Genomic DNA, 26833 nt, shown 5'->3' on the forward strand with positions numbered 1-26833 from the left:
TGATTGGAAATCGGCTGCCACCTTGTGGATCGGGGCTTCGAAGAGCGGCAGTGTGGAAGCAGCACTGCGGCTCCGCATTCGAAGGCACTGGCCGAGAGAGGAGACGTCGATGCGGGAGGGTTACTCGCCGGAATTCTGATCGACTTCTACGACAGCGCCCTGCCTCTGGCACTTGAGCACGCGACCACGGCGGCGAGAGAAGGCCAGCGTTACGCACCCTGGGATTCATGTATCGCACCGGACGCGACGGCAAGGCAGCCGGCGCGAACACGGTCAGGCGTAAGCGGGCCGTGCTGCATGCGGTCCTGGAGTACGCCGTGGAACTCGGAGAGCTTTCGTCCAACCCGCTCCACAAGGTCAAGTGGAAGCCCCCCAAGACGACGGAGACGATCGACCCTCGGGTGGCGGTCAATCCCCGCCAGGCCGAGGATCTGCTGACCGCGGTGACCTATGTGGGCAAGCGCGGCCGTGGGCGGCGGCTCATGGCTCTGTTCGCCTGCATGTACTACGCGGCCCTTCGTCCCGCTGAGGCCGTCGCCCTCCGCCGACAGGACTGCCACCTTCCGGCCAACGGCTGGGGTCGGCTCCTGATCGACGTCTCCCGGCCAGAAACCGGCACACGGTGGACCAACAGCGGCACCACCCACGAGGAACGCGGCCTCAAGCATCGGGGCCGTGACGACGTACGACCCGTGCCGATCCCTCCGACACTGGTCAAGATCCTGCGCCAGCACATCGAAGAGTTCGGCCGAACGCGCCGGACACAGCGTTGACGTCCTCCTGCGGGTCTACGCCAAGTGCCTAGACGGTCAAAAGGAGATCGCCAACCGCCGGGTCGACGACGCCCTGGCGCTGTGAGACGCAGGCCGTAGCAACGACGCAGACCGTACCGACAGGGTCCCGGAAGCCATCCGGGGCCCTTCGCCGTTTGTAGGCTGGCTCCAGCTCACCCGAACGGCCGTAACTGCCGCCGTGAGGTGCGAGAACAGCGCTCAAGATCATTGCACGCATATTGGTGGAGCAGCGACAACGGGCCACTCACGGCGGCCCATGGCTGCACGAGGCCGGAAAAGCAGAACAGCCCCCGACCGACGCGTTTCCGCTGGTCAGGGGCCGTTTTCCCTGCTGTGGCAGGTGATGGGTTCGAACCATCGTAGGCTGAGCCGACGGTTTTACAGACCGTTCCCTTTGGCCGCTCGGGCAACCTGCCGTGTCGTCCGCTTGTTGCGGTGACAGGTAGAAGAATAGCGGACTTCGGGGGTCGACGTGACACCGGTTTGTCCGGCGGGAGGTTCGCACCCCGACTGGTTGGGATCGCTAAGGTCGTAGCGACGTAGAGAGGACACGTATCCGATGGCCGATTCGAGTTTTGACATCGTCAGCAAGATCGACCGGCAGGAGGTCGACAACGCGCTGAACCAGACCGTCAAGGAGGTCGGACACCGGTTCGACTTCAAGGGGACGGGGGCGAGCATCAGTTGGTCGGGAGAGGCGATCGAGGTCAAGGCCAACAGTGAGGAGCGGGCCAACGCCGTCCTTGACGTGTTCAAGGAGAAGCTGATCAAGCGAGGGCTCTCGCTGAAGGTCTTGGACGCGGGCGAGCCGAAGTTGTCCGGTAAGGAGTACCGCCTCGGGATCGCGTTGAAGGAGGGGATCGACCAGGACCAGGCGAAGAAGATCTCCAAGATCGTCCGGGATGAGGGTCCTAAGGGCGTGAAGGCGCAGATCCAGGGTGACGAGCTGCGTGTCAGTTCGAAGAAGAAGGACGACTTGCAAGAGGTCATCAACCTGCTCAAGGGCAAGGACCTGGACATCGCCCTGCAGTTCACGAACTATCGCTAGGCAGGGCTCCTCTGAGGTTCTGACCTGCTGTTTCACGAGTTGATCGCACTCGGAGGGCACATCCGGGGCACACGGCCAAGCGCACGGTCCACCAGGACACGTGTTCGCTCCTGTGCCTCGGGCCACTCCCCCACGCAAGCGCCGCGGGGCCCTTGTGTAAGTGCTGCGGGTCCCCACGCGAGTGCTGCGAGTTTCCCAGGTAAGTGCTGCGGGAGCGCGCCGTCTCGGGGCCGCGTCGTGGCAGGCCCAGGGACTCGAAGGTGGTCCGTGCGGCTGCGAAGGACGATCTGGGCAGAACCGGCGAACCGGTCGCCGTAGCGTGCCGAACACCCGTGACCCCGCCGCCCCGCCAGCCACTTCCGGCCACCGCCGTACAGACCACCGCCGTACAGACCACCGCTGAGCCGGAGTACCCGAGTACCGCCCTGCACTGCGGGGAACTGCGGACGGTCGTCCGACATCCGGTTCTCGGCACGATCGACGACCTTGCTCGCGGGCCAGGGCGGCTTTGATCGTGACTGTGCGGGAGCTCATGGCCGCCGGACAAGACGCCCGTCGGCCGGCGAGACAGCCCCGCCGCGCTCGGTGCACACGCGATCGGCACCCAGGTATCGAGCAGCCCACCCTCGGACGAGCGGCCGTTGGCGAGAGCCGCCTGTTCCGCCCTCGGCCCTTTCACGGCCAGCCCGGCCCTGCGCCACTACACGGCTGCCCGGCCCTGCGTCACGAGGGACGCCGTCAACGTATCGCGACAAAAGCCTCCGCTCGCCCGCCGGCGCCGGCCGTGGGATACGGGTGGTCGCCGGGCCGGAGGTTTCACTCCTTGGCAGCGCCTGCCAGGGTGCCCAGGGCGCGGAGGCCGGCGAGTATCTCGGCGCCGGTGGGGGCGGATTCCGGGGCGGTGAGGACCTGCATCATCATGCCGCCCATCAGGGCCAGTTGTACCGAGCCGACGGTGCGGATCACCTCGTCGGGGAGGGTGGCCTCCTCGGCGCCGGTGAGGACGCGGGCCAGGCCGCTGCGGCCTTCCTGCTGGCCGGCGGCCATCTGGGCGCGTAGCTGCGGGTCTCGCTGGGCGCGGAGGGTGGCTTCGAGGTTGGCGATCCAGAAGGTCTTGTTGGCCGAGAACGACTGGACGAGGTTGTCCCACAGGGCGGCGAAGGCTTCCGCGGGGTCGGCGCCGGGGGTGCCCGCGGGTTCCAGGGAACGGCCGATGATCGCGTCGCCCGCGCCGAGGGCTTCGAAGAGCGCCTGGTTGAGCAGCTCCTCCTTCGAGCCGAAGTGGTAGCCGATGGCGGCCATGCTGACGCCGGCGGTGGAGGCGAGGTCGCGGACGGTGGTGCGCTCGTAACCCTTGTCGAACAGGCATTGCCTGGCGGCTGCGAGGAGCTTCTCGCGGTTTCCCATGCGCGCGACGATACCAACGATCTGCGCAAACGCGCTAGGCAAACGCCTTGCGCAATCGCCTTAGGCGTTCGTCTTGCGCGTTTGCCCAAATCCGGGTTACCTTCCTCGCATCCGCCGAACCCCCTCGAACGTGGAGAACCCGCATGCCCACCACACGCCACCTCGCCCTCGCCCTCCTCGCCACAGCCGTCGGCTGCGCCACCCCCCACACCGCCACCTCCCAAACCGCCACACCGCAGACCGCCATACCGAGGACCGCGGCACCAGATCCCACGCTGGTGAGCACCGACGACGGCCCCGTGCGCGGCGCGGCGACCGCCACGGTCCGTACGTTCCAGGGCATCCCGTACGCCGCGCCGCCGACCGGGGACCTGCGCTGGAAGGGGCCGCGGCCGGTCGCGTCGTGGCGGGCGGCGCTCGACGCCCGGAAGCCGCGCGGCGCCTGTCCGCAGCCGTCGGACCAGCCGATCGCGATCCCCAGCACGAACGAGGACTGCCTCTACCTCAACGTGACCACGCCCGCCGGGCCGGGCCGGGACCTGCCGGTGATCGTGTGGATTCACGGCGGGAGCTTCGTTTACGGCGACGGCGCGAGTTACGGGGCGGAACGGCTGGCCGCGCGCGGGAAGGCGGTGGTGGTGACGGTCAACTACCGGCTGGGGGCGTTCGGGCTGATGGTTCATCCCGGGCTCGACGCTCCGGCCAACCTCAGCCTGCTGGACCAGCGGGCCGCGCTGAGGTGGGTACGGCGGAACGCGTCCGCCTTCGGGGGAGACGCCGGGAATGTGACGATCATGGGCCAGTCGGCCGGCGGGTTCAGCGTGTGCGGGCACCTGGCGGCGCCGGGGTCGGCGGGGCTGTTCCAGCGGGCGATCGTGCAGAGCGCGAGCTGCGCCGGGAGCCCGGACGCGCCCTACGACCTGAAGCGGGCGCGGGCGGCGGGTGTCGCCCTGGCGAAGGCGGCCGGCTGCCCGGAGCAGCGGACGGCCGAACGCTGCCTGCGGCGCAAGTCGACGGCCGAGGTGCTGGCCGCCGCCGAGTCCGGACACGAGGGCTACCGGCTGGTCGTGGACGGCGAGGTGCTGCCGAAGTCCCCGGCCGACGCCTTCGCCACCGGGAAGTTCAACAGGGTGCCCGTGCTGTACGGCTCCACGCACGACGAGGAGGCCGGCCGGATCGGCAGCATGGAGGCGATGACCGGCAAACCACTCACCACCGGCGATTACATCAAGGAGGTCACGAGCGCCTTCGGCGGGAAGGCCGGGAAAGCCGGGAAGGCCGGGAAGGTGCTGGCGGAATATCCCGTCGGGGCGTACGGCTCGCCGGGTGAGGCGCTCGCGGCCGTGATGACCGACTCCGGCTGGGCGACGCCCGTGTACGACTCCCAGCGTGCGCTGGCGCCGCACGTGCCGCTCTACGCCTACGAACTGAACGAGGCCGAGTCGCCGTACTTCAGGGGGTTCCCCCGGCCGAGCTTCCCGCTGGGCACCGGGCACATGATCGACCTGGCCTACCTGTTCGAGAACGCGCTGTTCGAGCCGCTCACCGGGCCGCAGGCGCGGCTGGCCGACGCGATGGTGGACCGGTGGAGCCGGTTCGCGCGCACCGGGGAGCCCGGGTGGCGGCGGTTCACCCCGCGGGAGCCGTACACGCAGGGGCTGAGCTCGGCTGCGATCCGGCGGACGGACTTCGCGGCCGACCACCACTACGCCTTCTGGAGTCGGTGATCCCGTGACTCAGATGCCGGGGAGGCGGACGGCCATCATGGCGATGTCGTCCTTCCTCGCCATCGGCATCCGGGCCAGGATCTGGTCGCAGAAGACGTCGATCGGGGCGCGGGACAGCGACGAGGCGTGGCCGCGCAGCCGTTCCAGGCCCCGGTCGAGGTGCTCGCCGGGGAGTTCCACCAGGCCGTCGGTGTAGAAGAGCAGGGTGCTGCGCGGCGGAAGCGCCGCGACCGAGCTGCTGCGCGGCTCGTCGTAGGACACGCCGAGGAGCGGGTCGGCGCAGCCCTCCAGGTACCGGCCGTCGCCGTCGTGGGTGACCAGCAGCGGCGGCGGATGGCCGGCCACCGAGTAGTTGAGCCACCAGGTCTCCTCGTCGGGGCCCTCCAGACGGGCGAGGATACAGGTCGCGGTGCCTTCGTGGTAGAGCAGTTCGGTGGCGATGTTGAGGCGGCGCAGGATGTCGCCGGGCGGCTCGCGGCGGTCCATGGCGAGGCCCCTGAGCATGTTGCGGAGCTGGCTCATGGTGACGGCGGCGGTGAGGTCGTGCCCGGCGACGTCGCCGATGGTCAGGATGGTGGCGCCGTCGGGCAGCAGGAACGAGTCGTACCAGTCTCCGCCGATCTCCACCGCGGCGGCGCTCGGCCGGTAGCGGGTGGTGATCTCCATGCCGGGCACGTCGGGCGGGTCGGGCAGCAGGCAGTGCTGGAGGGCGAGGGCCACCCGCTGGGTCCGCTGGAAGCGCATGGCGTTGCTGAGGTGGGCGTGCGCGTGGTCGAACATCCGCCCGAACAGGTCCACGTCGGCGGGGCTGATCGGTTCCCGCGAGCCGCAGACCACGGCGTCCAGCACCGCCGCCACGGTGCCGTCCACGATCACCGGCACGAGGGCCACGCTGTTGGCCCCGGAGGCGCTGAACCACTCCTCGGCGCCCACCGGCGCGATGTCCGGCGGCGGGGCGCCCTGGGGGAAGATGTGGTAGACCGGGCGGCGGGTCCTGATCGCCTGGACGAAGCCGCAGTCCCGGTCGAAGCGTTCCGTGCCCGGCTGCGGTTCGATCGGCAGCTCGTCGCGCACGACGCTGATGAGCCGTTCCGCGTAGAACGGCAGCGGGATCGACTGGTCCTCGAACTCGGGAAGCAGGTACATGCCGCACCCGTCGGCCAGGGTGGGCACGATCACCTTGGACAGCATGTTGAGCACCTCGTCCAAGCCGGCGATGTCCGCCGTCGCCGCGGCCGCCCGGTCGAGCAGTTCCCTGCGCCGCTCCTCCTGCCACTCCTGCTCGATGTCGGCGCAGGTGCCGACCCATTCGACCACCTCGCCGCCCTCGACCACCGGCACGGCCCGGGACCGGACGTGCCGGTAGCAGCCGTCCGCCATCCTGAGCCGGTAGACGTGGTCCCACCGTTCGATCCGCCGCAGCGTCACAGACCACGCCTCCACGGTCGGGGCGCGATCCTCGGGGTGTACGGCCTGCAGCCAGCCGTCGCCGCGGAACTCCTCCCAGCTCTGCCCGGTCATCCGCTGCCAGCCCGGACTCGGCTCGATCACCTGGCCCATGGGCGCCGCCACCCACACCACCTGCGTCTCGACCTGGAGCAGGCTCTGGTAGCGCTGGAGGAACCGGTGCCGCTCCTCGGCGACGGCGTCGGCTCCCCTGGCGCCGACCTGCTCGCCCACCTCGGCGACGACGATCAGCACGCCCTCCTCGCCGGGCTCGGGCGCGATCTTCGACATGCTGATCGAGCAGTAGCGCTCGCCCTCCGGCGAGCCGTGCTCGACGAACTCAAAGGGCAACTCGCGCAGCGTGAGCGCCTCGCCCGTCTCCAGCACCTGGTCCAGCAGCGCGAAGTACCCCTGCTGGCGGAGGTCGGCGAACGTCTCGCGTACCGGCAGCCCGAGCGGGCGCAGGCCGAAGATCTCCTGGTAGGCGAAGTTCGTGTACACCAGGCGGTGTTCGGGGCCGACGGTGGCGGCCACCCCGACGGGCACAGGGTCGAAGGCGTCGAGGGTCAGCCCCTCGGTCCACCGCTCTTCCGCATCCGTCATCCGTGCCTTCCCCCCGGCCACTCCGGCGCCCGCCGGCCCCGAAGTGGTTCGGGGTACCCGTTCGCAGAGATTATGCCGCCGATCACCCCTTTTGTACGAAATCACCCATTAGCAGAGGTAAATGACATTAAAAATGGCATGTGATCGAAAAACCTCCCGCGGGCCGGCTCATCGGCGATGAGCTCCGCGACCTCGCGGGACGGCGAGCCGTACGCCGAAGGGGGGCCGGCCCCCCGCGCGTAGGGGGCAGCCCGAAACCAACCGAACATTCGCATCAATGTGCGAGAGGGTCATCGCGGGCGGTACCTTTCCCGTTGTTGATCAGAGGGGAGGTTTCGGGTTGTCCCGGGCGACATTGCGGGAGCGGTTGCGGTACTGGTTCGACAACACCATGTCCCGAGGCACAGGGGCGTTGATCGGCTGGCTCGCGCTGGCCTCGGTGGGCTTGATCGCACTGGTCAGCGCGCTGACCATATGGCTGGTGCCGGAGACGAAGCAGAACGACGGCGTCACGGGCGTGCTGTGGATGACGCTGATGCGCACCCTCAGCCCCGGCAAGATCGCGAGCGACACCGGCAGCATGCCGTTCCTCGTCCTCATGCTGGCCGCCTCACTCGGCGGCCTCTTCATCGTCAGCCTGCTGGTCGGCCTGCTGGCCAACGGGCTGAAGAACAAGGTCGAGGAGTTGCGCAAGGGCAGGTCACGGGTGGTGGAGAAGGGCCACACCGTGCTCCTCGGCTGGTCGGACCAGGTGTTCACGATCGTCGGTGAACTGGTCAAGGCGCACTCCAGCCAGCGCGGCTCGGTCATCGCGATCCTGGCCGACCACGACAAGGTCGCGATGGAGAGCGAGATCCGGGACCGGGTGGGTCCGACGGGGCGGACCCGGGTGGTCTGCCGTACCGGACGGCCCAGCGAGCCGGCGGACCTCGACCTGATGAGCGTCGGCACGGCGAACTCGGTCGTGGTGCTCTCGCCCGAGGGCGACGACCCCGACGCGCACGTCATCAAGACGCTGCTCGCGCTCGACAAGCGGACCGGCGGGCGCCCGCCGGTGGTCGCCGCGATCTCCTCCTCCGGCAACATCCCGGCCGCCAGGCTGGCCGGCGGACCGGTGGTCCACCTGGTGGACTCCGACGACACCGCGGCCCGGCTGATCGTGCAGTCCTCCCGGCAGTCCGGCATGTCGGTGGTCTGCATGGACCTGCTGAACTTCGACGGCGGCGAGATCTACCTGCGCCCGCAGCCGCAACTCACCGGCCGGACATACGGCGCGGCGCTGAGCGCGTACCCGAACGCCAGCGTGATCGGGCTGCGCGGGCCTGGCGGGGTCGTGCTCAACCCGCCCGCTGACACCGTGATCTCGGCCGAGGACGAGGTCGTCGTCATCGCGCAGGACGACTCGCTGATCCGGCCGGGCAAGGGCGTCCAGGAGTTCGACGAGGGTTCGATCGTCGTGACCGGGCACCGGCCCGCCACGCCGGAGCGGACGCTGCTGCTGAACTGGAACGTCCGGGCGAGCAAGATCGTGCGCTATCTCGACGGGTACGTCGCGCCGGGGTCGGTGCTGGACGTCGCGGCCGACCATCCCGACGCCGGAACCGGTCTGGGCGGCCTGCGCAACCTGACCGTGAACCTCAAGGAGTGCGACAGCACCGACCGGTTCCAGCTTGAGGCGCTCGGCCCCGGCCTCTACCAGCACGTGATCGTGCTGTCCGACGACCGCTACAGCGCCCAGCACGCCGACACCCGCACCCTGATGACCCTGCTCCAGCTCCGCGACATGCAGTCGACGCTCGGCGAGCGCTACTCGATCGTCAGCGAGATGCACGACGAGAACAACCGCACGCTGGCCGAGGTCACCAAGGCCGACGACATCGTGATCAGCGACACGGTGATCGGCCTGCTCCTCGCCCAGCTCGCCGAGAACGCGCACCTCGCGGAGGTGTTCGGGTACCTCTTCGACTCCCAGGGGTCGGAGATCTACCCCCGGCCGGCGGGGGACTACGTGCGGACGGGGCAGCCGGTGGCGTTCGCGACGGTGCTGGAGTCGGCCCGGCGGCGCGGGGAGACCGCGATCGGTTACCGGCTGGCGTCCGGGGTGAACGAGCCGCCGCACTATGGCGTGGTGCTCAATCCCGATAAGTCGCGAATCATCACGCTTCATCAGGATGACGCGGTGATCGTCCTCGCGGAGGGCTGACGGGCGCTATAGGGACATAACTACTACTGAGGTAGTTAGTGGGATACATTTCGCTTTATGGCGAAATGTTATGCAGTTCTGACCGAGCGGCTGCGTGAGTTCATCTCCGCGCAGCCGCTCTACTTCGTCGCCACCGCCCCTGAGCAGGGCGGTCACGTGAACGTCTCCCCCAAGGGCTACGCCGACACGTTCACCGTCATCGACGACACCACCGTCGCCTATCTCGACCTGGACGGCAGCGGCGTGGAGACCATCGCCCACCTCCGGGACAACGGCCGCATCACCATAATGTTCTGCGCCTTCTCCGGCCCGCCGAACATCGTCCGCCTGTACGGCACCGGCCGCGTCGTGACCCCGCACGACGCCGGCTTCGCCGATCTCCTCAAGCGGTTCGGCCCGCACCCGGGAGTGCGCTCGATCATCGTCGTCACCTGCGACCGGATCTCCGACTCGTGCGGCTTCAGCGTCCCCTTCATGAGCTACGACCAGGACCGCACCCTGCTGGACGAGTGGGCGAGCCGCAAGGACACCCAGAGCCGCCGCACCTACCGGTCGAAGCACAACCGGGAGAGCATCGACGGCCTCCCCGGCCTGTCCCCCAACGAGACAGACCCAGTAACCCACCACTCCTGACCGGCCACCACCACCGAGCCACCCACCACCCCCGCCCAGGCTCCCCCTGGCCGAGGCCCCACCCCCACCCGACCAAGCACCACCACCGACCGGACGCCGCCACGACCAGGCGTTGCCACCGACCGAGGGCCTAGCACTCCCGAACGAGTCGCCCAGCGCTCCAGACCTGATGCCGTCGTGAGCGGAAGCGCCCAGCACTCCCGACCGAGCGCCCCCCGCCAGCCAAGCGCCCAGCACGGCCGACCTAGTGCCCCCCGTCGGCCAACCGGTCAGCACGGCCGATCTAGCACCCCCGCCGACCGAGCGCTCAGCATGGCCGACGTGGTGCCGTGGCCGGCTGAACAGTACGGCTCCCGCGGACCCTGCGTGAGCCGTACTGGTCAGCGGCGGTAGCCCGCCATGCGCTCCAGGCGGGAGATGCGGTCGGCGATCGGCGGGTGGGTGGAGAACAGGCGGCCTATCCCGGCCCCCCGGAAGGGGTTGGCGATCATCAGGTGTGACGCCGACGCCAACCGGCCGTTCTCGGGCAGCGGCAGTTGCCGTGCCCCCATCTCGATCTTCCGAAGGGCGCTCGCCAGCGCGAGCGGGTCGCCGGTGAGCCGGGCGCCGGACTCATCGGCCTGGTATTCACGGGAACGCGAGATCGCCATCTGGATCATGCCCGCGGCGACCGGCCCCAGGATCATCATGAGCAGGGCGCCCAGGAAGCCGGGCCCCTCGTCATCGTCGGATCCGCCGAAGAAGATGGCGACGTAACCGAAGTAAGTGATCATGGTGGCCAGCGCGCCGGCGATCGAGGAGATCAGGATGTCCCGGTTGTAGACGTGGGACAGCTCGTGCCCGATCACGCCGCGCAGCTCCCGCTCGCTGAGCATCTGAGTGATGCCGTAGGTGACGCAGACGGCCGCGTTGCGCGGGTTACGCCCGGTGGCGAACGCGTTGGGCTGCATCGTGGGCGAGATGTACAGGCGCGGCATCGGCTGCCGGGCCTCGGTCGACAGCTCGCGCACGATCCGGTAGAGCGTCGGCTGCTCGACCTCGCCGACCGGCCGGGCGCGCATCGCGGACAGCGCGATCCTGTCGGAGAAGAAATAAGCGATCCCGTTGGACAGCAGGGCGACCAGGACGGCGATCTGCACGCCGGCCCCGCCCCCCGCCCAGGCACCCACTGCGATGATCACTGCGGAGAGCGCGCCGAGGAGGACCGCGGTTCGCAGACCGTTGTGGTGCATGAGGCTCCCCCCTTCGCTTGATGTGGGCTCGTTCTGCTCAACGTGCGGGCCCGCCTCGATCGTTCCCGCGCCCGGTCACCCGGAGGCGGACAGCCCTCCGGCCAGCAGATCGAACACCAGTTGGGGAAAGACGGAGAACGCCACGGCCACCAGAACCGCAAGCCCGATCGCCACCACGACCGGCACCAGCCGCCCACTCCGACCGCCCGACTCCACCCCCACCTCCGCGCCAACCCCCAAGGCCCCACCGTCCCCGGCAGCCACGCCAGCCCCCTCGGTCACACCCGAGGCCACCCCAGCCCCCTCGGCCACACCCGGAGCCACACCGGCCCCCTCTGTCGCTCGCTCGGCCAGGCCGGTCCTCTCCACGACACCCGGAGCCACACCGGCCCCCTCCGTCACCCCGGGGGCCACGTCAGCCGCTTGAGTCACATTCGGCGCCAGGCGAGCCGCGCTCTCAGCGGGCGCCGGTGTCGCCTCGCTCTCCCGGGGGGCAGGGGTGAAGAGCCGTGCCGTCCAGGCGACGTAGTAGTAGAGGCCGATCACGGTGTTGACCGCCATGACGACGGCCAGCGCCAGGCCGCCACCGTCCACGAGCTCCCGGAAGACGACCACCTTGGCGAACAGCCCGGCCAGCCCCGGCGGCAGCCCGGCGAGGCACACCAGGCAGAATCCCAGCGCGACGGCGGCGGCAGGGTTGCGGAACGCCAGCCCCCGGTAGTCGTCGAGCTCGTTGCGCTCGCTGCGCCGCGAGACGAGCATGACCACGGCGAAGGCCCCGAGGTTCATCGCCGCGTAGAACACGAGGTAGGCGACGGACGCGTCCGCCGCGCCGCCGAGTGTCGCGCCGCCGATGCCGAGCGGCGCGAGGATGTAGCCGGACTGCGCCACCGACGACCAGGCCAGCAGCCGTACGGCATGCCGCTGGCGGAGGGCCAGCAGGTTGCCCGCGGTCATGGTGAGGGCGGCCAGCACGGCCACCGGCGTGGACCACAGCGCGCTCTGCTCGCCGAGCGCGACCACGAGCAGGAGGATGAGCCCGGCGAACCCGGCGGCCTTCGAGATGACCGAGAGCAGGGCGGCGACCGGCACCGGCGCCCCCTCGTAGACGTCGGCCGCCCACGAGTGGAACGGCACGGCGGCCACCTTGAACCCGAACCCGGCGAGCACCAGCATCACCGCGACGGCCATGACCGGGGCCGGAGCACCGTTGACGGTCAGGCGGTCCAGATAGACGGTCCCGGTCAGGCCGTACAGCAGGGAGACGCCGAAGAGCATGACGGCGGTGGAGACCACCGAGACGAGGAAGAGCTTGAGTGCCGCCTCCGACGCGCGGCCGTCGTAGCGCTTGAGCGCGGTCAGCGCGAAGACCGGCAACGAGACCAGCTCCAGGGCGACGACGAGCATCACCAGGTCGCGGGACGCGGGCAGCGCGACCGCGCCGACCAGCGCGCACAGCGTCAGGAAGTACCACTCGCCGACCGGGATCCGGCCCTCGGCCAGCTCGGTCATCGACAGCAGCACCACGACGACCGCCGCCACCAGCACCAGTCCGGCGATCACCAGGGCGAAGGGGTCGGCGACGAACGAGCACGGCGGTTCGCCCGAGACGAGCCCGCTCGGGACGCAGAACGTGCGGCGCCCGGCCCCGGTCGCCGCCTGGAACACCACGGCCGCGAGCGCCCCGAGCACCCCGGCCAGTGTCACCAGGCCGAGCACTCCCCGGCCACGCCCCCCGCCCTCGGCGCCACCCCCGGTCTCGTCCGCGGCCCCGCCCACAGCCCCGCCCCGGCCACCGGACACAGATGCCGGACGCGTGGTCGCCGCAGCCTCCGAACGGCCACCGGCCGCGGACTCTGGACGGCTACCGGCCGCAGACTCCCGGCGAGCGCCGACCGCGGACTCCAGGCGGGTAGTGGCAGCAGGAGCCGGGCGGGCGCCGGACGCAGGGTCCGGGCGGGTGGGCACGGGGTCCGGGCGGGTGGCCGTAGGAGCCGGGCGGGAGGTGGGCGGGAGGAAGGCGTCGAGGAGGAGGACGAGGGCGGCGGTGGCGGCGAGGATGAGGAGCGGGGCGATCGCCACGTAGTCGATGGACTGGATCATGGCATCCCCAGCAGGGTGTGCACGGCGGGCGTGGTGATCGCCAGGAGCGCCTTCGGCCAGAGGCCGAACAGCAGGATGAGGACGACCAGCGGCACCCAGGCGGCCAGCTCGTAACCGCGGACGTCGGCGATCGGGGTGGGAAGGGCCGCCGGGCGCGGGCTGCCGTGGGTGACGCGGGAGAGCATCACCAGGAAGTAGGCGGCGGTCAGCACGGTGCCGACGCCGCCGACGGCCATGAACGTCAGGTAGAGCGGCCGGGACAGGCCCGCGGCGGGCTGGAAGGCGCCGAACAGCGCGAGCATCTCACCCCAGAAACCGGCGAGGCCGGGCAGGCCGAGTGACGCCACGCAGGCGAAGGTCAGCAGGGAGCCCATACGCGGCATCCTGGCCAGCATGCCGCCGCCGAGCGCGGGCATGTCGGCCGTGCCGTACCGCTCCTTGACCGCGCCGGCGAGGAAGAACAGCAGGCCGGTGATCAGGCCGTGGGCGACGTTGCCGAACAGCGCGGCGTTGATGCCCACGGGGGTGAGGGTGGCGAAACCGAGCAGCACGAAGCCCATGTGGCCGACCGACGAGTAGGCGATCAACCTCTTCAGGTCGCGCTGGGCCAGACAGGCGAGGGCGCCGTAGATGATGCCGACGACCGCGAACGCGCCCAGCCAGGGGGCCACGGCGGCAGCGCCCTCGGGCAGAACCGGGATCGCGATCCGGGCGAAGCCGTACGTGCCCATCTTCAGCAGCACGCCGGCGAGCAGCACGGAGCCGACGGTCGGCGCCTCGGTGTGCGCGTCGGGCAACCAGGTGTGCAGCGGCCACATCGGCGTCTTCACCGCCAGCCCGACGCCGACCGCCACGAAGGCGAGGATCTGCACCGAGCGGGACATGCCGTCGCCGTGCGCCCGAGCGAGCGCCACCATGTCCAGGGTGCCGGTGTTCGCCCAGATCAGCAGCAGGCCGAGCAGCAACACCACCGAGCCGAGCAGCGTGTACAGGATGAACTTGACCGCCGCCGCGCGCCGCCCCGCGCCGCCCCAGACGGCGATCACGAAGTACATCGGGATGAGCACGACCTCGAAGAACACGAAGAACAGCAGCAGGTCCAGCGCGAGGAACGTGCCGATCATGCCGACTTCGAGCACCAGGACCGTGAAGACCAGGGCTCTCGGCCGGGTTGTGGCGTGACCGGTGAGGTAGACGAAGCAGAGGAAGGTGAGCAGCGCGGTCAGCACGACCAGCGGTAGCGAGATGCCGTCCACGCCGAGGTGGAAGCGGAGGTCGAGGCCGGGGATCCAGGACAGGTCGGTACTGAACTGCGGGCGGCCCGCGTCGCCGTAGTCGAAGGCGACCGCCAGCGCGACGGCCAGCGCGAGGGTCAGTCCGGAGACGGCGAGGCCGTACCCGCGCAGGAGCCTGGCCCGCGCGCGGGGTCGCGCCGCGGCGGGGGCGAGGAGGACGAGCGCGCCGAGCGCGGGCACGGCGAGCAGCGCGACGGGCACCCAGGTCATCCGAGCACCACCGCCCCCACGGCGATGATCAGCACACCGGCCAGCAGGCCGCTGACGTAGAGCTGCGCGTTGCCGTTCTGGGTGAACCGCAGCAGGCCGGACAGGCGCAGGGTCGCCTTCGCCGAGCCGCGCACCGCCCCGTCGACCACGCCGGCGTCGGCGCCGACCACGACCCGGGCCAGCGCGGCCACCGGCCGGACGAACACGAGCTCGTAGGCGGTGTCCACGTGGAACGCCCGCTCGCACACTCCCCGCAGCGGCCCGAGGAGGCGGGCCGGGTCGGCGAGCGGATCGGCGCGCCAGACGGCGTAGACGACGCCGGCGCCGAGGAGCGCGAGCCCCACGCTGACCACGGCGACGTCCCAGTGCAGCTCTCCGAGGCCCGCAAAGCCGAGGAAGGCCGCGGGCAGCGCGAGCACGATGATCGGCAGACGCATCGACAGCGGTGCCTCATGACCGGTGATCACGTGGGCCGTGCCCGGCGCCGGCTCGGGAAGCGCGACGACGGGCGGCTCGCCGAAGAACGTGCGCAGCCAGGCGCGCATCGCGTAGGCGCCGGTCACGGCGACGGTGGCGAGGGCGCTGGCGTAGAGCAGCCAGGCGGCGGCGCCGCTCAGCGCACCCTCGCCGGCCGAACCGCCGACCGCGACGAGCACGGCGTCCTTGCTGAAGAACCCGCTGGCCGGGGGCAGGCCCATGAGAGCGGCGAATCCGACCGTCATGGCGGCGAACGTCACCGGCATCGATCGCCGGAGCCCGCCCATGTCGCTCATCAGGTTGGAACCGACGGCGTGGATCACCGCGCCCGCGCACAGGAAGAGCAGCGCCTTGAACGCGCCGTGCGTCACCAGATGGAAGATCGCGGCGGAGTCGTCACCGGCCGCCAGCGCGGCGGCCATGTAGGCGAGCTGGCTGATCGTGGAGTAGGCGAGCACCCGCTTGAGGTCGTCCTGTGCGAGCGCGGCGAGCGCGGCGCCGAGCATGCCCAGCGCGGCCATCACGGCGAGCACGTCGAGCGTGAGGCCCGCCGCGTGGAACACCGGATGGAGGCGGGCGACCACGAAGATGCCGGCCGCCACCATCGTGGCGGCGTGGATGAGGGCGCTGATCGGCGTGGGACCGGCCATCGCGTCGGGCAGCCACGTGTGCAGCGGCACCTGCGCGCTCTTGCCCGCGACCCCGGCGAGGAGCAGCATCGTCGCGGCGATCAGGGTGGCCGTGGGCATCTCGGGATACCGGGCGAGGACGTCGGCGATGCGGAAGCTGCCCGCGCCCAGCCCCAGGACGAAGATCCCGAACAGGAACCCCACGTCGCCGACCCGGGTCACGAGGAACGCCTTGATCGCCGCCCGGGAGTTGGCCCGGTCTTCCCACCAGTGCCCGATCAGCAGGTAGGAGCACAGGCCCATGACCTCCCAGCCGGCGTAGAGCACGAGAAGGTCGCCCGCGTAGATCACCAGGAGCATGGCGCTGGTGAAGAGGCTGATGAAGGCGCTGTAGGACGGGTAGCGCGGGTCGTCCGCGAGGTAGCCGATCGAATAGACCTGCACGGCCAGGGCGACCAGGGTGACCAGCAGGCCGACGACCACCGACAGGCCGGTCACCTCCAGCCCGAAGGAGATGGGCAGCGAGCCGGTGTCGACGACCGTGAGCGTCCCCTGGGCGGACTCCCCGCTCGCGCCGGTCGCCCACAAGGCGGCGAGCCAGATCGCCAACCCCGCCGAGACCGCGGTGGGGACCACGGCGATCCACGCCGCCCGCGCGTTGGCGGCACGGTCGAGCGTCGGCCGCGCGAGCACGGCCACCGCTCCGGCCGCCTCCGGACCGTCCGGCGGATGTCCGGCGGGCGAGCCGGTGCCGCTGGTCCGCGCGGTCGTGGTCCGCGCGGCGGCAGGGCCCACGACGGTGGGGTCCACGGCGGTGGGGTCCACGGCGGTGGGGTCCACGGCGGTGGGGCGCGCGGCGGTGGAGCCCACGGCGGTGGGACGCGCGGTGGCGGGGCGCCATCGGCAACCGAGTAAAGCCGCGGCGGCGGCCAGGAACGGCAGCAGCGTGGCCATGGCGGCGAGGGTGACGATCAAGGCGACGCCTCCCTGCGTGCAGAGACCCGGCTGAAGGGGCCGCCGATAGGGGTGCGGTTGTCGTCGTTGGTGGGGGTGCCGTCGGGAGTGGGGTCGTCGTCGGTGGGGGGCCGCCGTTGGGGGTGGCGTCGTCGCCGGGGTCCGGGTCGGCGAGGGCGCGGAGTCTGTCGAGGTCGACCGTGCGGCGGTTGCGGTAGACCGCCAGGATGATGGCGAGACCGAGACCGACCTCGGCGGCGGCGATGACGATCACGAACAGGGTGAGGACCTGGCCGCCGTGCAACCGGTCGCGGAGCCACACGTCGAAGGCGACGAGGTTGAGGTTGACGGCGTTGAGCATGAGCTCGACCGACATCAGCACCAGGATGGTGTTGCGCCGGGCCAGCACGCCGTACACCCCGATGGAGAACAGCAGGGCGGAGACCACGGCCGGGTAGACGATGTGCATCTACCGCCCCCTGATGTCGGTGCGGGACAGCACGATGGCGCCGATCAGGGCGGCGAGCAGCAGCACGGAGAGCGCCTCGAAGGGCAGCACCCAGTTGCGGAAGATGCTGCCGCCCAGCGCCTCGGCGGAGCCCCGGCCCGGCGTCAGGTCGGCGTAGGCGGTGCGAAAGCCGTCGACGACCACGGTGACCAGCACGGCCGCGGTGGCCACGGCGACGATCGCGGCCACGACCCGGTTGCCGCTGTCGAGGTCGTCGGAACGGCCGATGGGCGCGCGGGTGAGCATGATGCCGAAGAGCAGCAGGGCGACGATGGCCCCCACGTAGATCAGCACCTGGACCCAGGCGACGAACTCGGCGGTCAGCACGAGGTAGCAGCCGGCGAGCGCGCCGAAGCACACGACCAGCCACAGGGCGGCGTGCACGAGCTGCTTCGTCGTGACCACCAGCAGCGCCGATCCCACGGCCACCGCACCCAGCAGAAGGAAGACGATCTCCTGGCCGGTCGGCGACAGATAGGACGGCACCGCCTCGTTCACGACTCCTCCTCGGACTCCCGTGTGCCGGCGCCCCCGGCTTCCCCGGGTGGCCGCCGCGGCCCTCGCGAGGAAGCCTCCCCTGCGGAGCCTCCGCCGGGTGGACCAGAAGCGGATTCTGTGGATGACGCACCCCCGGAGGGGCGCCCTGTGGACGACTCTTCCTCGGGGGGAGATCCAACGGGCTGCCCTCCGGCCGAGGGACTCCCCGCGAACGGCTCTCCGGTGGAGGAACGCTCCGAGGGCTGTCCTCCGATGGACGCTCCGGCGGAAGGACGCCCTGTGGACGGCTCTCCGGTGGAGGGGGGCTCCGTGGGTGGCGCTCCGGTGGGGGGTGTTGGGGACGCGGGTGGTGCTGGGGGCGTGGGGGGCTTCTTCGGGAGGGCGCCTGGGGGGCGGATCGCGCGTACGGCGGCGTGGGACACCGACGTGCGCTGCGGCCTCCGTCCTTCCGCGCGCCCGGCAGGGTCCGTGGACCGCTCGGCGGCCGTCGGGCCGGTGGAGGGGCCCTCCGGGGCGTCGGCGGAACGGCCGGCCGTACCCGTCGCAGGGTCACCGGTGACCGGAGGCCCGGCAGGCCCGGAGACGGGCCCGACCGACCGCCCGGCGGAACCGGCCTCCTCCAAGGGACGCCGTGCACCCTCGGAGGACCGTCCGGCCTCGGAGGAGCGTCCGCCCTCGGAGGGCTGTCCGCCCTTGGGGAGGCGTCCGGCCTCGGCTGACCCAGTCTCCGTAGGGGGAGACTCCCCGGCCGCCGCGGAGGCGGACGCCGCCGTGGCAGGAGAAGACCCGGTGGCATCCGAAGGAGTGACTCGTCCGGTGCCCGCAGAAGAGGACCGTCCGGCCTCCGCCGAGGAGGACCCGCCGGGGTCGGCGGAGGAGGGCCGTCCGGGGCCCCCGGAAGCGGCGGCGCCACGCCGAACACTCCCGGCACCAGGCCCGCCACTTCCGCCACTCCCAGCGGCCGGCCCGCCGCTCCCGCCACCAGGCCCGCCGCTCCCGCCACCAGGCCCGCCGGTCCCGCCGCTCCCGGTGCCAGGACCGGTGCGGGGTGGGCGGGGTGGGCGGGAGGTGGCGGCGGCTTCCTTGGGGGGGTCGGCGGTGGGGTCGTGGGCGGGGGGTGGGGGGACCGTTTCGACCCACTCGGCCAGGCGGTCCTTCTCGTGGAGGAGGTCGCGGATGTCGTACTCGGCGTACTCGAACTCGGGCGACCAGAACAGCGCGTCGAACGGGCACGCCTCGATGCAGATGCCGCAGTACATGCACAGTGAGAAGTCGATCGCGAAGCGGTCGAGCACGTTGCGGGCGCGGGGGCGGCCGCCCTCGGGGGCCGGGAGGGTCTCCTTGTGCGAGTCGATGAAGATGCACCAGTCGGGGCACTCCCTGGCGCACAGCATGCAGACCGTGCAGTTTTCCTCGACGAGGGCGATCACGCCACGGCTGCGCGGCGGCAGATCAGGTTGAACCTCTGGGTACTGCTGCGTCACCGATCTGCTCAACATGTGCCGCAGCGTGACGGCCAGCCCTTTGACCAGTCCTACTCCCGGTATGTGCGCCACGGTTCAACATCATGACGCACGGCGACAAGAAGGTGAATGTGTCCACCTCACCATCCACAGGTTGTCCACAGAAATCCCCCAGATTCACCGGTTGCCCACACCCTTGTGGATGAACCCCCTACTTTATCCACCACGTTATCCACAGGAGGCAAACGTTATCCACAATCAGGCGACCAGGAGCGTGACCACTCCGGTCAGGGCGAGCTGCACCAGGGCCAGCGGCACCAGGCCGATCCAGGCGAGCTTCTGCAACTGGTCCTCGCGCAGCCGCGGATAGCTCACCCGCAGCCAGATGACCACGAACGCCAGGGCGAAGACCTTGATCAGCATCCACACCGGGCCGGGCAGCAGCGGCCCGTGCCAGCCGCCGAGGAACAGCACGGCGGTCAGGGCGGAAAGCACCACGATCCCGGCGTACTCCGCGAGCATGAACAGCGCGAAGCGCATCCCGGTGTACTCCGTCATCGGGCCCATGATCAGCTCGGACTCGGCGATCGGCATGTCGAACGGCGGGCGGCGCAGCTCGGCCAGCCCGGCCAGGAAGAACACCACGCCGCCGATCGCCTGCCAGGGCAGCCACCACCACTGCCACGCCTCGACGATGCCGGGCAGCGAGAGCGTGCCCGCGGCCATCGCCACCGAGGAGGCGGCCAGCACCAGCGGCAGTTCGTACGACATGAGCTGGGCGGCCGAGCGCATGCCGCCGAGCACGGAGTACTTGTTGCCCGACGACCAGCCGGCCATGATCGAGCCGAGCACGCCCACGCCCAGCACGGCCAGCACGAAGAACAGCCCGGCGTCGATGTCGGCGCCGATCAGCCCGGGGCCGACCGGGATGACGGCCAGCACCACGAGGTAGGGCACGAGCGCGACGCCGGGGGCGATGGCGAACACCCTGCGGTCGGCGGCGGCGGGGATGACGTCCTCCTTCTGGGCGAACTTCACCCCGTCCGCGATGAGCTGCGCCCAGCCGTGGAAGCCGCCGGCGTACATGGGGCCGAGGCGGGCCTGCATGTGCGCCATGACCTTGTGCTCGGTCTGACCGACGACGAGCGGCAGGACGAGGAACACGGCGACGATCACCACGAGCCGGACGACGGCGTCGAGCACCTCGGCCATCCGCCTACCCCCTGCCCCAGTCGCCGGGGACACCGGGCGGGAGGGTCTTGCGGCGGCTCGGCGACCCCTGGTCGGACTCGCCGGGCTCCTTGGCGCCCGGCCACGGCCGGGCCACCCGGGCGGCGAGCACGAAGTCCTTGCGCAGCGGATGCCCCTCGAAGCCGTCGGGCAGCAGCAGCGGCACGAGGTGCGGGTGCCCCTCGAAGACCACCCCGAACATCTCGAAGGTCTCCCGCTCGTGCCAGTCGGCCCCCCGGTAGACGCCGGTCGCGCTGGGCAGCCGGGGGTCGGCGCGGAGCACCCTCGTACGGGCGAGCAGGTGGCCGCCGGCGACCGGGTCGTAGACGTGGGCCACCACGTGGAAGCCGTCGGGCGGGTCGTCCACCCCGGTCAGCCAGTCGAAGAACACGCAGCCCAGGTCGTCGCGGGCGAAGGTGAGCAGGTCGAGCCAGTCCTGCGGGCCGACGTCGGCCGTGAGCTCGCCGAAGGACTCGGTGAGCTCGGCGCGGGAGCCGTACCGGTCGAGGAGGCGGTCTCTCATGGGCCCTCCCCCGCGTAGCGCTCGCCGAGCGACTCGGCGGCGATCTTCTCCTGGAGTTTCATGATGCCGTGCAGCAGCGCCTCCGGCCGGGGCGGGCAGCCGGGGACGTAGACGTCGACCGGGATGATCTGGTCGACGCCCTTGGTGACGGCGTAGGAGTCCCAGTAGGGGCCGCCGGAGTTGGAGCAGGCGCCGAAGGAGATGACGTACTTCGGGTCGGGCATCTGCTCGTAGAGGCGCTTGACGGCGGGGGCCATCTTGTCGGTGACCGTGCCGGAGACGATCATCAGGTCGGCCTGGCGGGGCCCGTTGGCGAACGGGATCACCCCGAACCTGATGAAGTCGTGGCGGCTCATCGAGGTGGCGATGAACTCGATCGCGCAGCACGCCAGCCCGAAGTTGAACACCCACAGGGAGTAACGCCGCCCCCAGTTGAGCACGAAACGCATGGGTTTGGGGGCGAGCCGGGAGACCGGCCCCACGGTGGGCATCGGGAGATCCGCCATGTCACGCATTCTCCATCGAGACTCAGGTCCAGGCGAGCACGCGTTTGCGCCAGGCGTAGACGATGCCGAGGGCGATGAAGCCGAGGAAGAGGAACATCTCCACCAGGGTGGTCATCCCGAACCCGGGCGCCGCGTAGACCGTGGCCCAGGGGAAGAGGAAGACGGCGTCCACCGCGAACACGACATACAGGTAGGTGAACACGTAGTAGCGGACCTGGGACTGCGCCCAGCCTTCGCCGACCGGATCGACGCCGCACTCGTAGGTGAGCAGCTTGTCCGGGGTGAGCCGGGTGGGCCGCAGCATCCGGTTGAGGAACAGGGCGCCGGCGACCACCGCGACGCCGATCGCGAACAGCGCCACGACGAGTGCGTAGGAGCCGAAGTAGCCACCCATAGGGCGATCGTAACCCGCCGCCCGGCGGGCGGAAGGCCCAGCGGGGACACGGCCGGGCCGCGCGGAGGAACGCTAAAGCCACCACCAAAGCTGACTCAGTACACCCAAAAATCCCGATAAGCGACAAGATTTCGCGTTTAGCCTGGCAGGCATGCGCAATCTGCGATCAGCAGGAGGAATCGCGCTACTAGCCGCCATCTCCCTCACCGGCGGATGCGGCCTTATCGCCTCTTCCCCGGACGAATCCCCCATCCCCGCAGACCCGACCATGCTGGCCTTCGTGGACCCCTCCACCATCGCCGGACTGAGCACGCGGACCATCACCGGCACCCGCGACCAGCACGTGCACATCTCCTACCCGGTGCTGCCGAACGCCCCCGGCCTCACCGACAAGCTGCGCGCCGAGGTGACGGCCGAACTGCGCGCCTTCGACCTCGCCGCCCCCAGACCCGCCCCCGCCACCCCCGACGAACCGCACACCGCCAAACCCCCCGAGCTGAACGTCGACTGGCAGCTCACCGCCTACTCCCCCCAGGTGATCGGGGTACGGCTGCGCACCGGCCGGTTCACCGGGGGCGTCTGGCACGACTCCCTGTGCACGATCTGGTACGACAGGGCCACCGGCCGGGCCGTCGACTCCCCCGGACTGCTGAAGGAGGGCGCGCTGGCCGCGGTCGCCGCCAGGGTCAAGCGCGAACTGGCCCGCGACGGGCCGGACGTGCGCCCCGGCCGGGTCCGGCCCGACACCGGCACCTTCGACTCCATGGACTTCAACCGGCGCGGCGACCTGGTCGTGGAGTTCGACGACGAGCAGGTGGCGGCGCGCTATCTCGGCCGGGTGGCGGTCGCCGTGCCGAACCGGGAGGCGGCCACGCTGCTGTCCGGGGTCGGCGCGCTGGCGCGGGCGGCGGCGCAGAGCATCCCGCCCGGCAAGCCTCCCCCCTCGGCGGCCTTCGACCGGCGCTACCCGCAGGCCCGCAGCAGCCGGGCGGGCACCGTGGACTGCGCCGTGGCCAAATGCGTGGCGCTGACCTTCGACGACGGCCCCGGGCGCTACACGTCCCGGCTGCTGTCGATCCTCACCGAGCACGGGGCCAGGGCGACCTTCTTCATGGTCGGCAGCAACGTCGTCGCCCAGCCGGCCCTGCTGCGCCGGATACGGGACGAGGGCAGCCTGATCGCCGACCACTCCTGGTCGCACCGGAACCTCGCGCCGCTGTCCAGCGCCAGGGTCGGCGACCAGCTCAGCCGTACGCAGGACGCGGTCGCCGAGGCCGTCGGGCAGACCCCCACGCTGATGCGCGCGCCGTACGGGTCGCTCAGCCCGACCGTGGTGCAGGTCGCGCGGCAGCTCGGCCTGTCGATCGTGATGTGGAACGTCGACACGCGCGACGGACCGGACGAGACCGCGGACGACGTGGCGGCGCGGGCCATCGGCGGCGCGCGGCGCGGCGCCATCATCGGCATGCACGACGTCTATTCCGCCACGATCGACGCCATCCCCCGGATCCTCACCACCCTCACCCAGGAGGGATACGTTTTTGTCACCGTTCCGGAGTTGTTCCCCGGCGACCACATGGAACCTGGACATATTTACGTTTCCGGGGAGACGACACCGGCGAACGCCACATCCCCCCCTCCTTCATCGCCGTGAGGGACATATAGTTGGTCCTTGTGACCCGTACCGTCCTCTTCGCTCGCCTGCACGTGGACCTGTGCCGGCTCGCGGCGGGGCTGTGTCGCGCGAACCGATTCCGGTCGTGACCACTGCCGCCCGGCGGCGCGCGACATTCAGCATCACGACGGCCCGAGCTCTGTCCTGCGCGACCCCCGCCGGACTCCATCATGGCCGCAGCCGCGCGGATCTCCCCGCGCGGACCGACGATCACCCTTATCACCCCGCGAGGACCCGCGACACGTCGCGCGCCTCTGCACAGTGGAAGAACGCGAATCATGCCCGCGTCGCCCCAAGGGATCTAGCATGGAAGTGAGAGACATGTCACGAGTTACGGCGCCTTCCCGCGTCGAGGAGGACTGAGCTGTGACCAAACAGGTTCAGCAACTCGACCGCGTCATCATCCGTTTCGCCGGCGACTCCGGCGATGGCATGCAGTTGACCGGTGACCGCTTCACCGCGGAGACCGCCGAGTTCGGCAACGACCTGTCCACGCTTCCCAACTTCCCGGCGGAGATCCGCGCCCCCGCAGGCACCCTGCCGGGCGTGTCCAGCTTCCAGCTGCACTTCGCCGACCACGACATCCTCACCCCGGGCGACGCGCCCAACGTGCTGGTCGCGATGAACCCCGCGGCGCTGAAGGCCAACCTCGGCGACCTGCCCAGGGGCGCGGACGTGATCGCCAACACCGACGAGTTCACCAAGCGCAACCTGGCGAAGGTCGGCTACGCGGCCAACCCGCTGGAGGACGACTCGCTCGCGGAGTGGCGGGTGCACGCGGTGCCGCTCACCACGCTGACGGTCAAGGCGCTCGAAGGCTTCGACATCTCCAAGAAGGACGCGGAGCGGGCGAAGAACATGTTCGCCCTCGGCCTGCTGTCCTGGCTCTACCACCGGCCGACCGACGCGACGATCAAGTTCCTTGAGGGCAAGTTCGCCAAGAAGCCGGACATCGCGAAGGCCAACGTCGCGGCCTTCCAGGCAGGCTGGAACTACGGCGAGACCACCGAGTCGTTCTCGGTCTCCTACGAGATCAAGCCGGCCAAGCTGGCGGCGGGCGTCTACCGGAACATCTCCGGCAACCAGGCCCTGGCGTACGGGCTGATCGCGGCCTCGGTGCAGGCCAGGCTGCCGCTCTTCCTCGGGTCCTACCCGATCACCCCGGCCAGCGACATCCTGCACGAGCTTTCGCGGCACAAGCGGTTCGGCATCCGCACCTTCCAGGCGGAGGACGAGATCGCGGGCGTGGGCGCGGCGCTCGGCGCGGCCTTCGGCGGGGCGCTCGGCGTCACCACGACGAGCGGTCCCGGCGTCGCGCTGAAGGCCGAGACGGTGGGTCTCGCGGTCACCACCGAGCTGCCGCTGATCGTGGTCGACGTGCAGCGCGCCGGCCCGTCGACCGGCATGCCGACCAAGACCGAGCAGACCGACCTGCTGATGGCGATGTTCGGCCGCAACGGCGAGTCGCCGGTGCCGGTCATCGCGCCGTCCACGCCGAGCGACTGCTTCCACGCCGCGATCGAGGCGGCCAGGATCGCGGTGAAGTACCGTACGCCGGTGATGCTGCTGTCGGACGGCTACCTGGCCAACGGCTCGGAGCCCTGGCGGGTGCCCGAGGTCTCCGAACTGCCGGATATCTCGGTGGACTTCGCGACCGCGCCCAACGGCGACGACGGCGAGACCTACCTCCCCTTCAAGCGCGACCCCGGCACCCTCGCCCGCCCCTGGGCGGTGCCCGGCACGCCCGGCCTGGAGCACCGGATCGGCGGCATCGAGAAGGCCGACGGCACCGGCAACATCTCCTACGACCCGGACAACCACGACCGCATGGTCCGGCTCCGCCAGGCCAAGATCGACGGCATCGACGTGCCCGACCTGGCCGTGGAGGACCCGGACGGCGACGCCCGGGTGCTCGTGCTCGGCTGGGGCTCCACCTACGGCCCGATCGCCGCCGCGGCCCGCCGGGTGCGCAAGGCGGGCGGCAAGGTCGCGCAGGCCCACCTGCGCCACCTCAACCCGCTGCCCGCCAACACCGGCGAGGTGCTGCGCTCCTACGACAAGGTGCTGCTCCCCGAGATCAACCTCGGCCAGCTCGCGTTGCTGCTGCGCGCCCGCTTCCTGGTCGACATCATCAGCTACAACCGCGTGCGCGGCCTGCCGTTCAAGGCGGAGGAACTGGCCGGCGTGATCCAGGACGTGATCGACAGTGAGTGACATCCTGAACGGCAGGGGCCTCAGCCTGGTCCCGAAGACCGACGTCAAGCAGTCCATGAAGGAGTTCAAGACCGACCAGGAGGTCCGCTGGTGCCCGGGGTGCGGTGACTACGCCATCCTGGCCGCCGTGCAGAGCTTCGTGCCCGACCTCGGCCTGCGCCGGGAGAACATGGTCTTCGTCTCCGGGATCGGCTGCTCCTCGCGGTTCCCGTACTACATGAACACCTACGGGTTCCACTCGATCCACGGCCGCGCCCCGGCGATCGCCACCGGGCTGGCCGCGTCCAGGCCCGACCTGAGCGTGTGGGTGATCACCGGTGACGGCGACGCGCTGTCCATCGGCGGCAACCACCTGATCCACGCGCTGCGCCGTAACGTCAACCTCAACATCCTGCTGTTCAACAACCGGATCTACGGGCTGACCAAGGGCCAGTACTCGCCGACCAGCGAAGTCGGCAAGATCACCAAGTCGACGCCGATGGGCTCGCTGGACAAGCCGTTCAACCCGATCTCGCTGGCGATCGGCGCGGAGGCGTCGTTCGTCGCCCGCACGATCGACTCCGACCGCAAGCACCTGCAGTCGGTGCTGCGCGAGGCCGCCGAGCACAAGGGCACGTCGCTGGTGGAGATCTACCAGAACTGCAACATCTTCAACGACGACGCCTTCGAGCAGCTGAAGAACCCCGAGGTCCGGGACGACATCACGCTGCGCCTGGAGCACGGCCGGCCGATCGTGTCCGCCAGCAAGGCCGTACGGCAGGGCCCGCGTGGCCTTGAGGTGGTGGACCGGGCGTCGGTGCGCGAGGAGGAGATCCTCGTGCACGACACGCACAACCCGGACCCGTCGCTGGCCTTCGCGCTGTCCCGGCTGGACGAGCCCGCCTTCCAGCACGTCCCGATCGGCGTCTTCCGTAACGTGGACCGCCCGTCCTACGACGAGCGGATGGCCGAGCAGCTCGACCAGGCCGTGGCCGACCGCGGCCAGGGCGACCTGCACGACCTGCTGCACGGCGGCGACACCTGGCGGATCAACTAGCGCGTTCGTGCGGCCGTCCTGGTGC

The 26833-nt window shown here is 70.5% G+C and carries 20 protein-coding genes, 1 tRNA gene and 2 pseudogenes; 8 read left to right on the plus strand and 15 right to left on the minus strand.

Features of this window, described 5'->3' with window-relative positions:
• Nucleotides 1-227: 227 nt before the first annotated feature.
• Nucleotides 228-773, plus strand: a complete 546-nt coding sequence (locus tag QSK26_RS19115; protein ID WP_285776536.1) for a site-specific integrase — start codon at nucleotides 228-230, stop codon at nucleotides 771-773.
• Nucleotides 774-1128: 355 nt separating this feature from the next.
• Here the strand turns inward: QSK26_RS19115 and QSK26_RS19120 are convergent.
• Nucleotides 1129-1210: transfer RNA gene (locus QSK26_RS19120), tRNA-Tyr, on the minus strand.
• A gap of 143 nt (nucleotides 1211-1353) precedes the next feature.
• Between QSK26_RS19120 and QSK26_RS19125 the strand changes: the two genes are divergently transcribed.
• On the plus strand, nucleotides 1354-1842 hold the full coding sequence (locus QSK26_RS19125; RefSeq protein ID WP_285776537.1) for a YajQ family cyclic di-GMP-binding protein: 489 nt from the start codon (nucleotides 1354-1356) through the stop codon (nucleotides 1840-1842).
• A gap of 816 nt (nucleotides 1843-2658) precedes the next feature.
• Here QSK26_RS19125 and QSK26_RS19130 read toward each other — a convergent pair.
• A complete protein-coding gene (locus QSK26_RS19130) occupies nucleotides 2659-3249 on the minus strand; it encodes a TetR/AcrR family transcriptional regulator (RefSeq protein ID WP_285776538.1) in 591 nt (196 codons plus the stop codon).
• A 143-nt stretch (nucleotides 3250-3392) separates the two neighbouring features.
• Between QSK26_RS19130 and QSK26_RS19135 the strand changes: the two genes are divergently transcribed.
• Nucleotides 3393-4976 carry a carboxylesterase/lipase family protein gene (locus tag QSK26_RS19135; protein ID WP_285776539.1) on the plus strand — a complete coding sequence of 528 codons (1584 nt, stop codon included), beginning with the start codon at nucleotides 3393-3395 and terminating at the stop codon, nucleotides 4974-4976.
• Nucleotides 4977-4985: 9 nt separating this feature from the next.
• On the opposite strand, the gene QSK26_RS19140 is transcribed toward QSK26_RS19135, so the two are convergent.
• A complete protein-coding gene (locus tag QSK26_RS19140; protein WP_285776540.1) occupies nucleotides 4986-7025 on the minus strand; it encodes a SpoIIE family protein phosphatase in 2040 nt (679 codons plus the stop codon).
• A gap of 340 nt (nucleotides 7026-7365) precedes the next feature.
• Here QSK26_RS19140 and QSK26_RS19145 point away from each other — a divergent pair, with 340 nt between their 5' ends.
• A complete protein-coding gene (locus QSK26_RS19145; protein ID WP_285776541.1) occupies nucleotides 7366-9228 on the plus strand; it encodes a CASTOR/POLLUX-related putative ion channel in 1863 nt (620 codons plus the stop codon).
• A 57-nt stretch (nucleotides 9229-9285) separates the two neighbouring features.
• Nucleotides 9286-9861: a pyridoxamine 5'-phosphate oxidase family protein gene (locus tag QSK26_RS19150; protein WP_285776542.1), complete on the plus strand. Its 576-nt coding sequence runs from the start codon at nucleotides 9286-9288 to the stop codon at nucleotides 9859-9861.
• A gap of 380 nt (nucleotides 9862-10241) precedes the next feature.
• Here the strand turns inward: QSK26_RS19150 and htpX are convergent, their stop codons facing one another.
• From htpX to QSK26_RS19205, 12 genes and pseudogenes are all read right to left on the minus strand, one after another.
• Nucleotides 10242-11093, minus strand: a complete 852-nt coding sequence (gene htpX / locus QSK26_RS19155) for a zinc metalloprotease HtpX (protein WP_285776543.1) — start codon at nucleotides 11091-11093, stop codon at nucleotides 10242-10244.
• 75 nt (nucleotides 11094-11168) lie between these two features.
• A complete protein-coding gene (locus QSK26_RS19160; protein WP_285776544.1) occupies nucleotides 11169-13196 on the minus strand; it encodes an NADH-quinone oxidoreductase subunit N in 2028 nt (675 codons plus the stop codon).
• On the minus strand, nucleotides 13193-14701 hold the full coding sequence (locus tag QSK26_RS19165) for a complex I subunit 4 family protein (RefSeq protein WP_285776545.1): 1509 nt from the start codon (nucleotides 14699-14701) through the stop codon (nucleotides 13193-13195). Before QSK26_RS19165 ends, QSK26_RS19160 begins: the two co-directional genes overlap by 4 nt.
• The gene (locus QSK26_RS19170) at nucleotides 14698-16782 is read right to left on the minus strand and encodes an NADH-quinone oxidoreductase subunit 5 family protein (RefSeq protein ID WP_352244354.1); all 2085 of its coding nucleotides are present in this window, start codon (nucleotides 16780-16782) and stop codon (nucleotides 14698-14700) included. The genes QSK26_RS19165 and QSK26_RS19170 overlap by 4 nt, the downstream gene beginning before the upstream one ends.
• A 166-nt stretch (nucleotides 16783-16948) precedes the next feature.
• A pseudogene (gene nuoK, locus QSK26_RS19175) lies at nucleotides 16949-17167 on the minus strand (NADH-quinone oxidoreductase subunit NuoK); the annotation flags it as partial.
• A 63-nt stretch (nucleotides 17168-17230) separates the two neighbouring features.
• Nucleotides 17231-17767 (minus strand): NADH-quinone oxidoreductase subunit J family protein, encoded by a 537-nt coding sequence (locus tag QSK26_RS19180; protein ID WP_285776546.1) that lies wholly within the window; start codon nucleotides 17765-17767, stop codon nucleotides 17231-17233.
• Complete coding sequence (locus tag QSK26_RS41825; RefSeq protein WP_502888729.1) at nucleotides 17764-19026, minus strand: hypothetical protein; 1263 nt, start codon at nucleotides 19024-19026, stop codon at nucleotides 17764-17766. The genes QSK26_RS19180 and QSK26_RS41825 overlap by 4 nt, the downstream gene beginning before the upstream one ends.
• Before the next feature lie 18 nt (nucleotides 19027-19044).
• Nucleotides 19045-19266 (minus strand): annotated as a pseudogene (locus QSK26_RS42120) (NADH-quinone oxidoreductase subunit I); the annotation flags it as partial.
• 222 nt (nucleotides 19267-19488) lie between these two features.
• Entirely contained in the window at nucleotides 19489-20442 is a 954-nt protein-coding gene (gene nuoH / locus QSK26_RS19190; protein ID WP_285776548.1) for an NADH-quinone oxidoreductase subunit NuoH, read from the minus strand.
• A 4-nt stretch (nucleotides 20443-20446) separates the two neighbouring features.
• Complete coding sequence (locus QSK26_RS19195; protein ID WP_285776549.1) at nucleotides 20447-20983, minus strand: NADH-quinone oxidoreductase subunit C; 537 nt, start codon at nucleotides 20981-20983, stop codon at nucleotides 20447-20449.
• Nucleotides 20980-21489 (minus strand): NADH-quinone oxidoreductase subunit B, encoded by a 510-nt coding sequence (locus QSK26_RS19200; protein WP_502888725.1) that lies wholly within the window; start codon nucleotides 21487-21489, stop codon nucleotides 20980-20982. Before QSK26_RS19200 ends, QSK26_RS19195 begins: the two co-directional genes overlap by 4 nt.
• Nucleotides 21490-21511: 22 nt before the next feature.
• On the minus strand, nucleotides 21512-21883 hold the full coding sequence (locus QSK26_RS19205; RefSeq protein WP_285776550.1) for an NADH-quinone oxidoreductase subunit A: 372 nt from the start codon (nucleotides 21881-21883) through the stop codon (nucleotides 21512-21514).
• A gap of 151 nt (nucleotides 21884-22034) precedes the next feature.
• On the opposite strand from QSK26_RS19205, the gene QSK26_RS19210 reads away from it, so the two are divergent.
• From QSK26_RS19210 to QSK26_RS19220, 3 genes are all read left to right on the plus strand, one after another.
• The gene (locus QSK26_RS19210) at nucleotides 22035-23537 is read left to right on the plus strand and encodes a polysaccharide deacetylase family protein (protein WP_285776551.1); all 1503 of its coding nucleotides are present in this window, start codon (nucleotides 22035-22037) and stop codon (nucleotides 23535-23537) included.
• 387 nt (nucleotides 23538-23924) lie between these two features.
• Nucleotides 23925-25772: a 2-oxoacid:acceptor oxidoreductase subunit alpha gene (locus QSK26_RS19215; RefSeq protein ID WP_285776552.1), complete on the plus strand. Its 1848-nt coding sequence runs from the start codon at nucleotides 23925-23927 to the stop codon at nucleotides 25770-25772.
• On the plus strand, nucleotides 25765-26808 hold the full coding sequence (locus tag QSK26_RS19220; protein WP_285776553.1) for a 2-oxoacid:ferredoxin oxidoreductase subunit beta: 1044 nt from the start codon (nucleotides 25765-25767) through the stop codon (nucleotides 26806-26808). Before QSK26_RS19215 ends, QSK26_RS19220 begins: the two co-directional genes overlap by 8 nt.
• Nucleotides 26809-26833: the final 25 nt, after the last annotated feature.

Origin of the sequence: Microtetraspora sp. NBRC 13810 (assembly GCF_030268685.1) — a bacterium.
Taxonomy (GTDB): Bacteria; Actinomycetota; Actinomycetes; order Streptosporangiales; family Streptosporangiaceae; genus BSRQ01.

What these genes read in the sequence shown, in the direction of transcription:
- QSK26_RS19150 (WP_285776542.1), top strand. Translation starts at nt 9,286, where the DNA reads ATGGCGAAATGTTATGCAGTTCTGACCGAGCGGCTGCGTGAGTTCATC.
- QSK26_RS19205 (WP_285776550.1), bottom strand. Translation starts at nt 21,883, where the DNA reads ATGGGTGGCTACTTCGGCTCCTACGCACTCGTCGTGGCGCTGTTCGCG.
- nuoH (WP_285776548.1), bottom strand. Translation starts at nt 20,442, where the DNA reads ATGGCCGAGGTGCTCGACGCCGTCGTCCGGCTCGTGGTGATCGTCGCC.
- QSK26_RS19140 (WP_285776540.1), bottom strand. Translation starts at nt 7,025, where the DNA reads ATGACGGATGCGGAAGAGCGGTGGACCGAGGGGCTGACCCTCGACGCC.
- QSK26_RS41825 (WP_502888729.1), bottom strand. Translation starts at nt 19,026, where the DNA reads ATGTACTGCGGCATCTGCATCGAGGCGTGCCCGTTCGACGCGCTGTTC.
- QSK26_RS19165 (WP_285776545.1), bottom strand. Translation starts at nt 14,701, where the DNA reads ATGACCTGGGTGCCCGTCGCGCTGCTCGCCGTGCCCGCGCTCGGCGCG.
- QSK26_RS19125 (WP_285776537.1), top strand. Translation starts at nt 1,354, where the DNA reads ATGGCCGATTCGAGTTTTGACATCGTCAGCAAGATCGACCGGCAGGAG.
- QSK26_RS19210 (WP_285776551.1), top strand. Translation starts at nt 22,035, where the DNA reads ATGCGCAATCTGCGATCAGCAGGAGGAATCGCGCTACTAGCCGCCATC.
- QSK26_RS19130 (WP_285776538.1), bottom strand. Translation starts at nt 3,249, where the DNA reads ATGGGAAACCGCGAGAAGCTCCTCGCAGCCGCCAGGCAATGCCTGTTC.
- QSK26_RS19160 (WP_285776544.1), bottom strand. Translation starts at nt 13,196, where the DNA reads ATGATCCAGTCCATCGACTACGTGGCGATCGCCCCGCTCCTCATCCTC.
- QSK26_RS19135 (WP_285776539.1), top strand. Translation starts at nt 3,393, where the DNA reads ATGCCCACCACACGCCACCTCGCCCTCGCCCTCCTCGCCACAGCCGTC.
- QSK26_RS19115 (WP_285776536.1), top strand. Translation starts at nt 228, where the DNA reads ATGTATCGCACCGGACGCGACGGCAAGGCAGCCGGCGCGAACACGGTC.
- QSK26_RS19200 (WP_502888725.1), bottom strand. Translation starts at nt 21,489, where the DNA reads ATGGCGGATCTCCCGATGCCCACCGTGGGGCCGGTCTCCCGGCTCGCC.
- QSK26_RS19195 (WP_285776549.1), bottom strand. Translation starts at nt 20,983, where the DNA reads ATGAGAGACCGCCTCCTCGACCGGTACGGCTCCCGCGCCGAGCTCACC.
- htpX (WP_285776543.1), bottom strand. Translation starts at nt 11,093, where the DNA reads ATGCACCACAACGGTCTGCGAACCGCGGTCCTCCTCGGCGCGCTCTCC.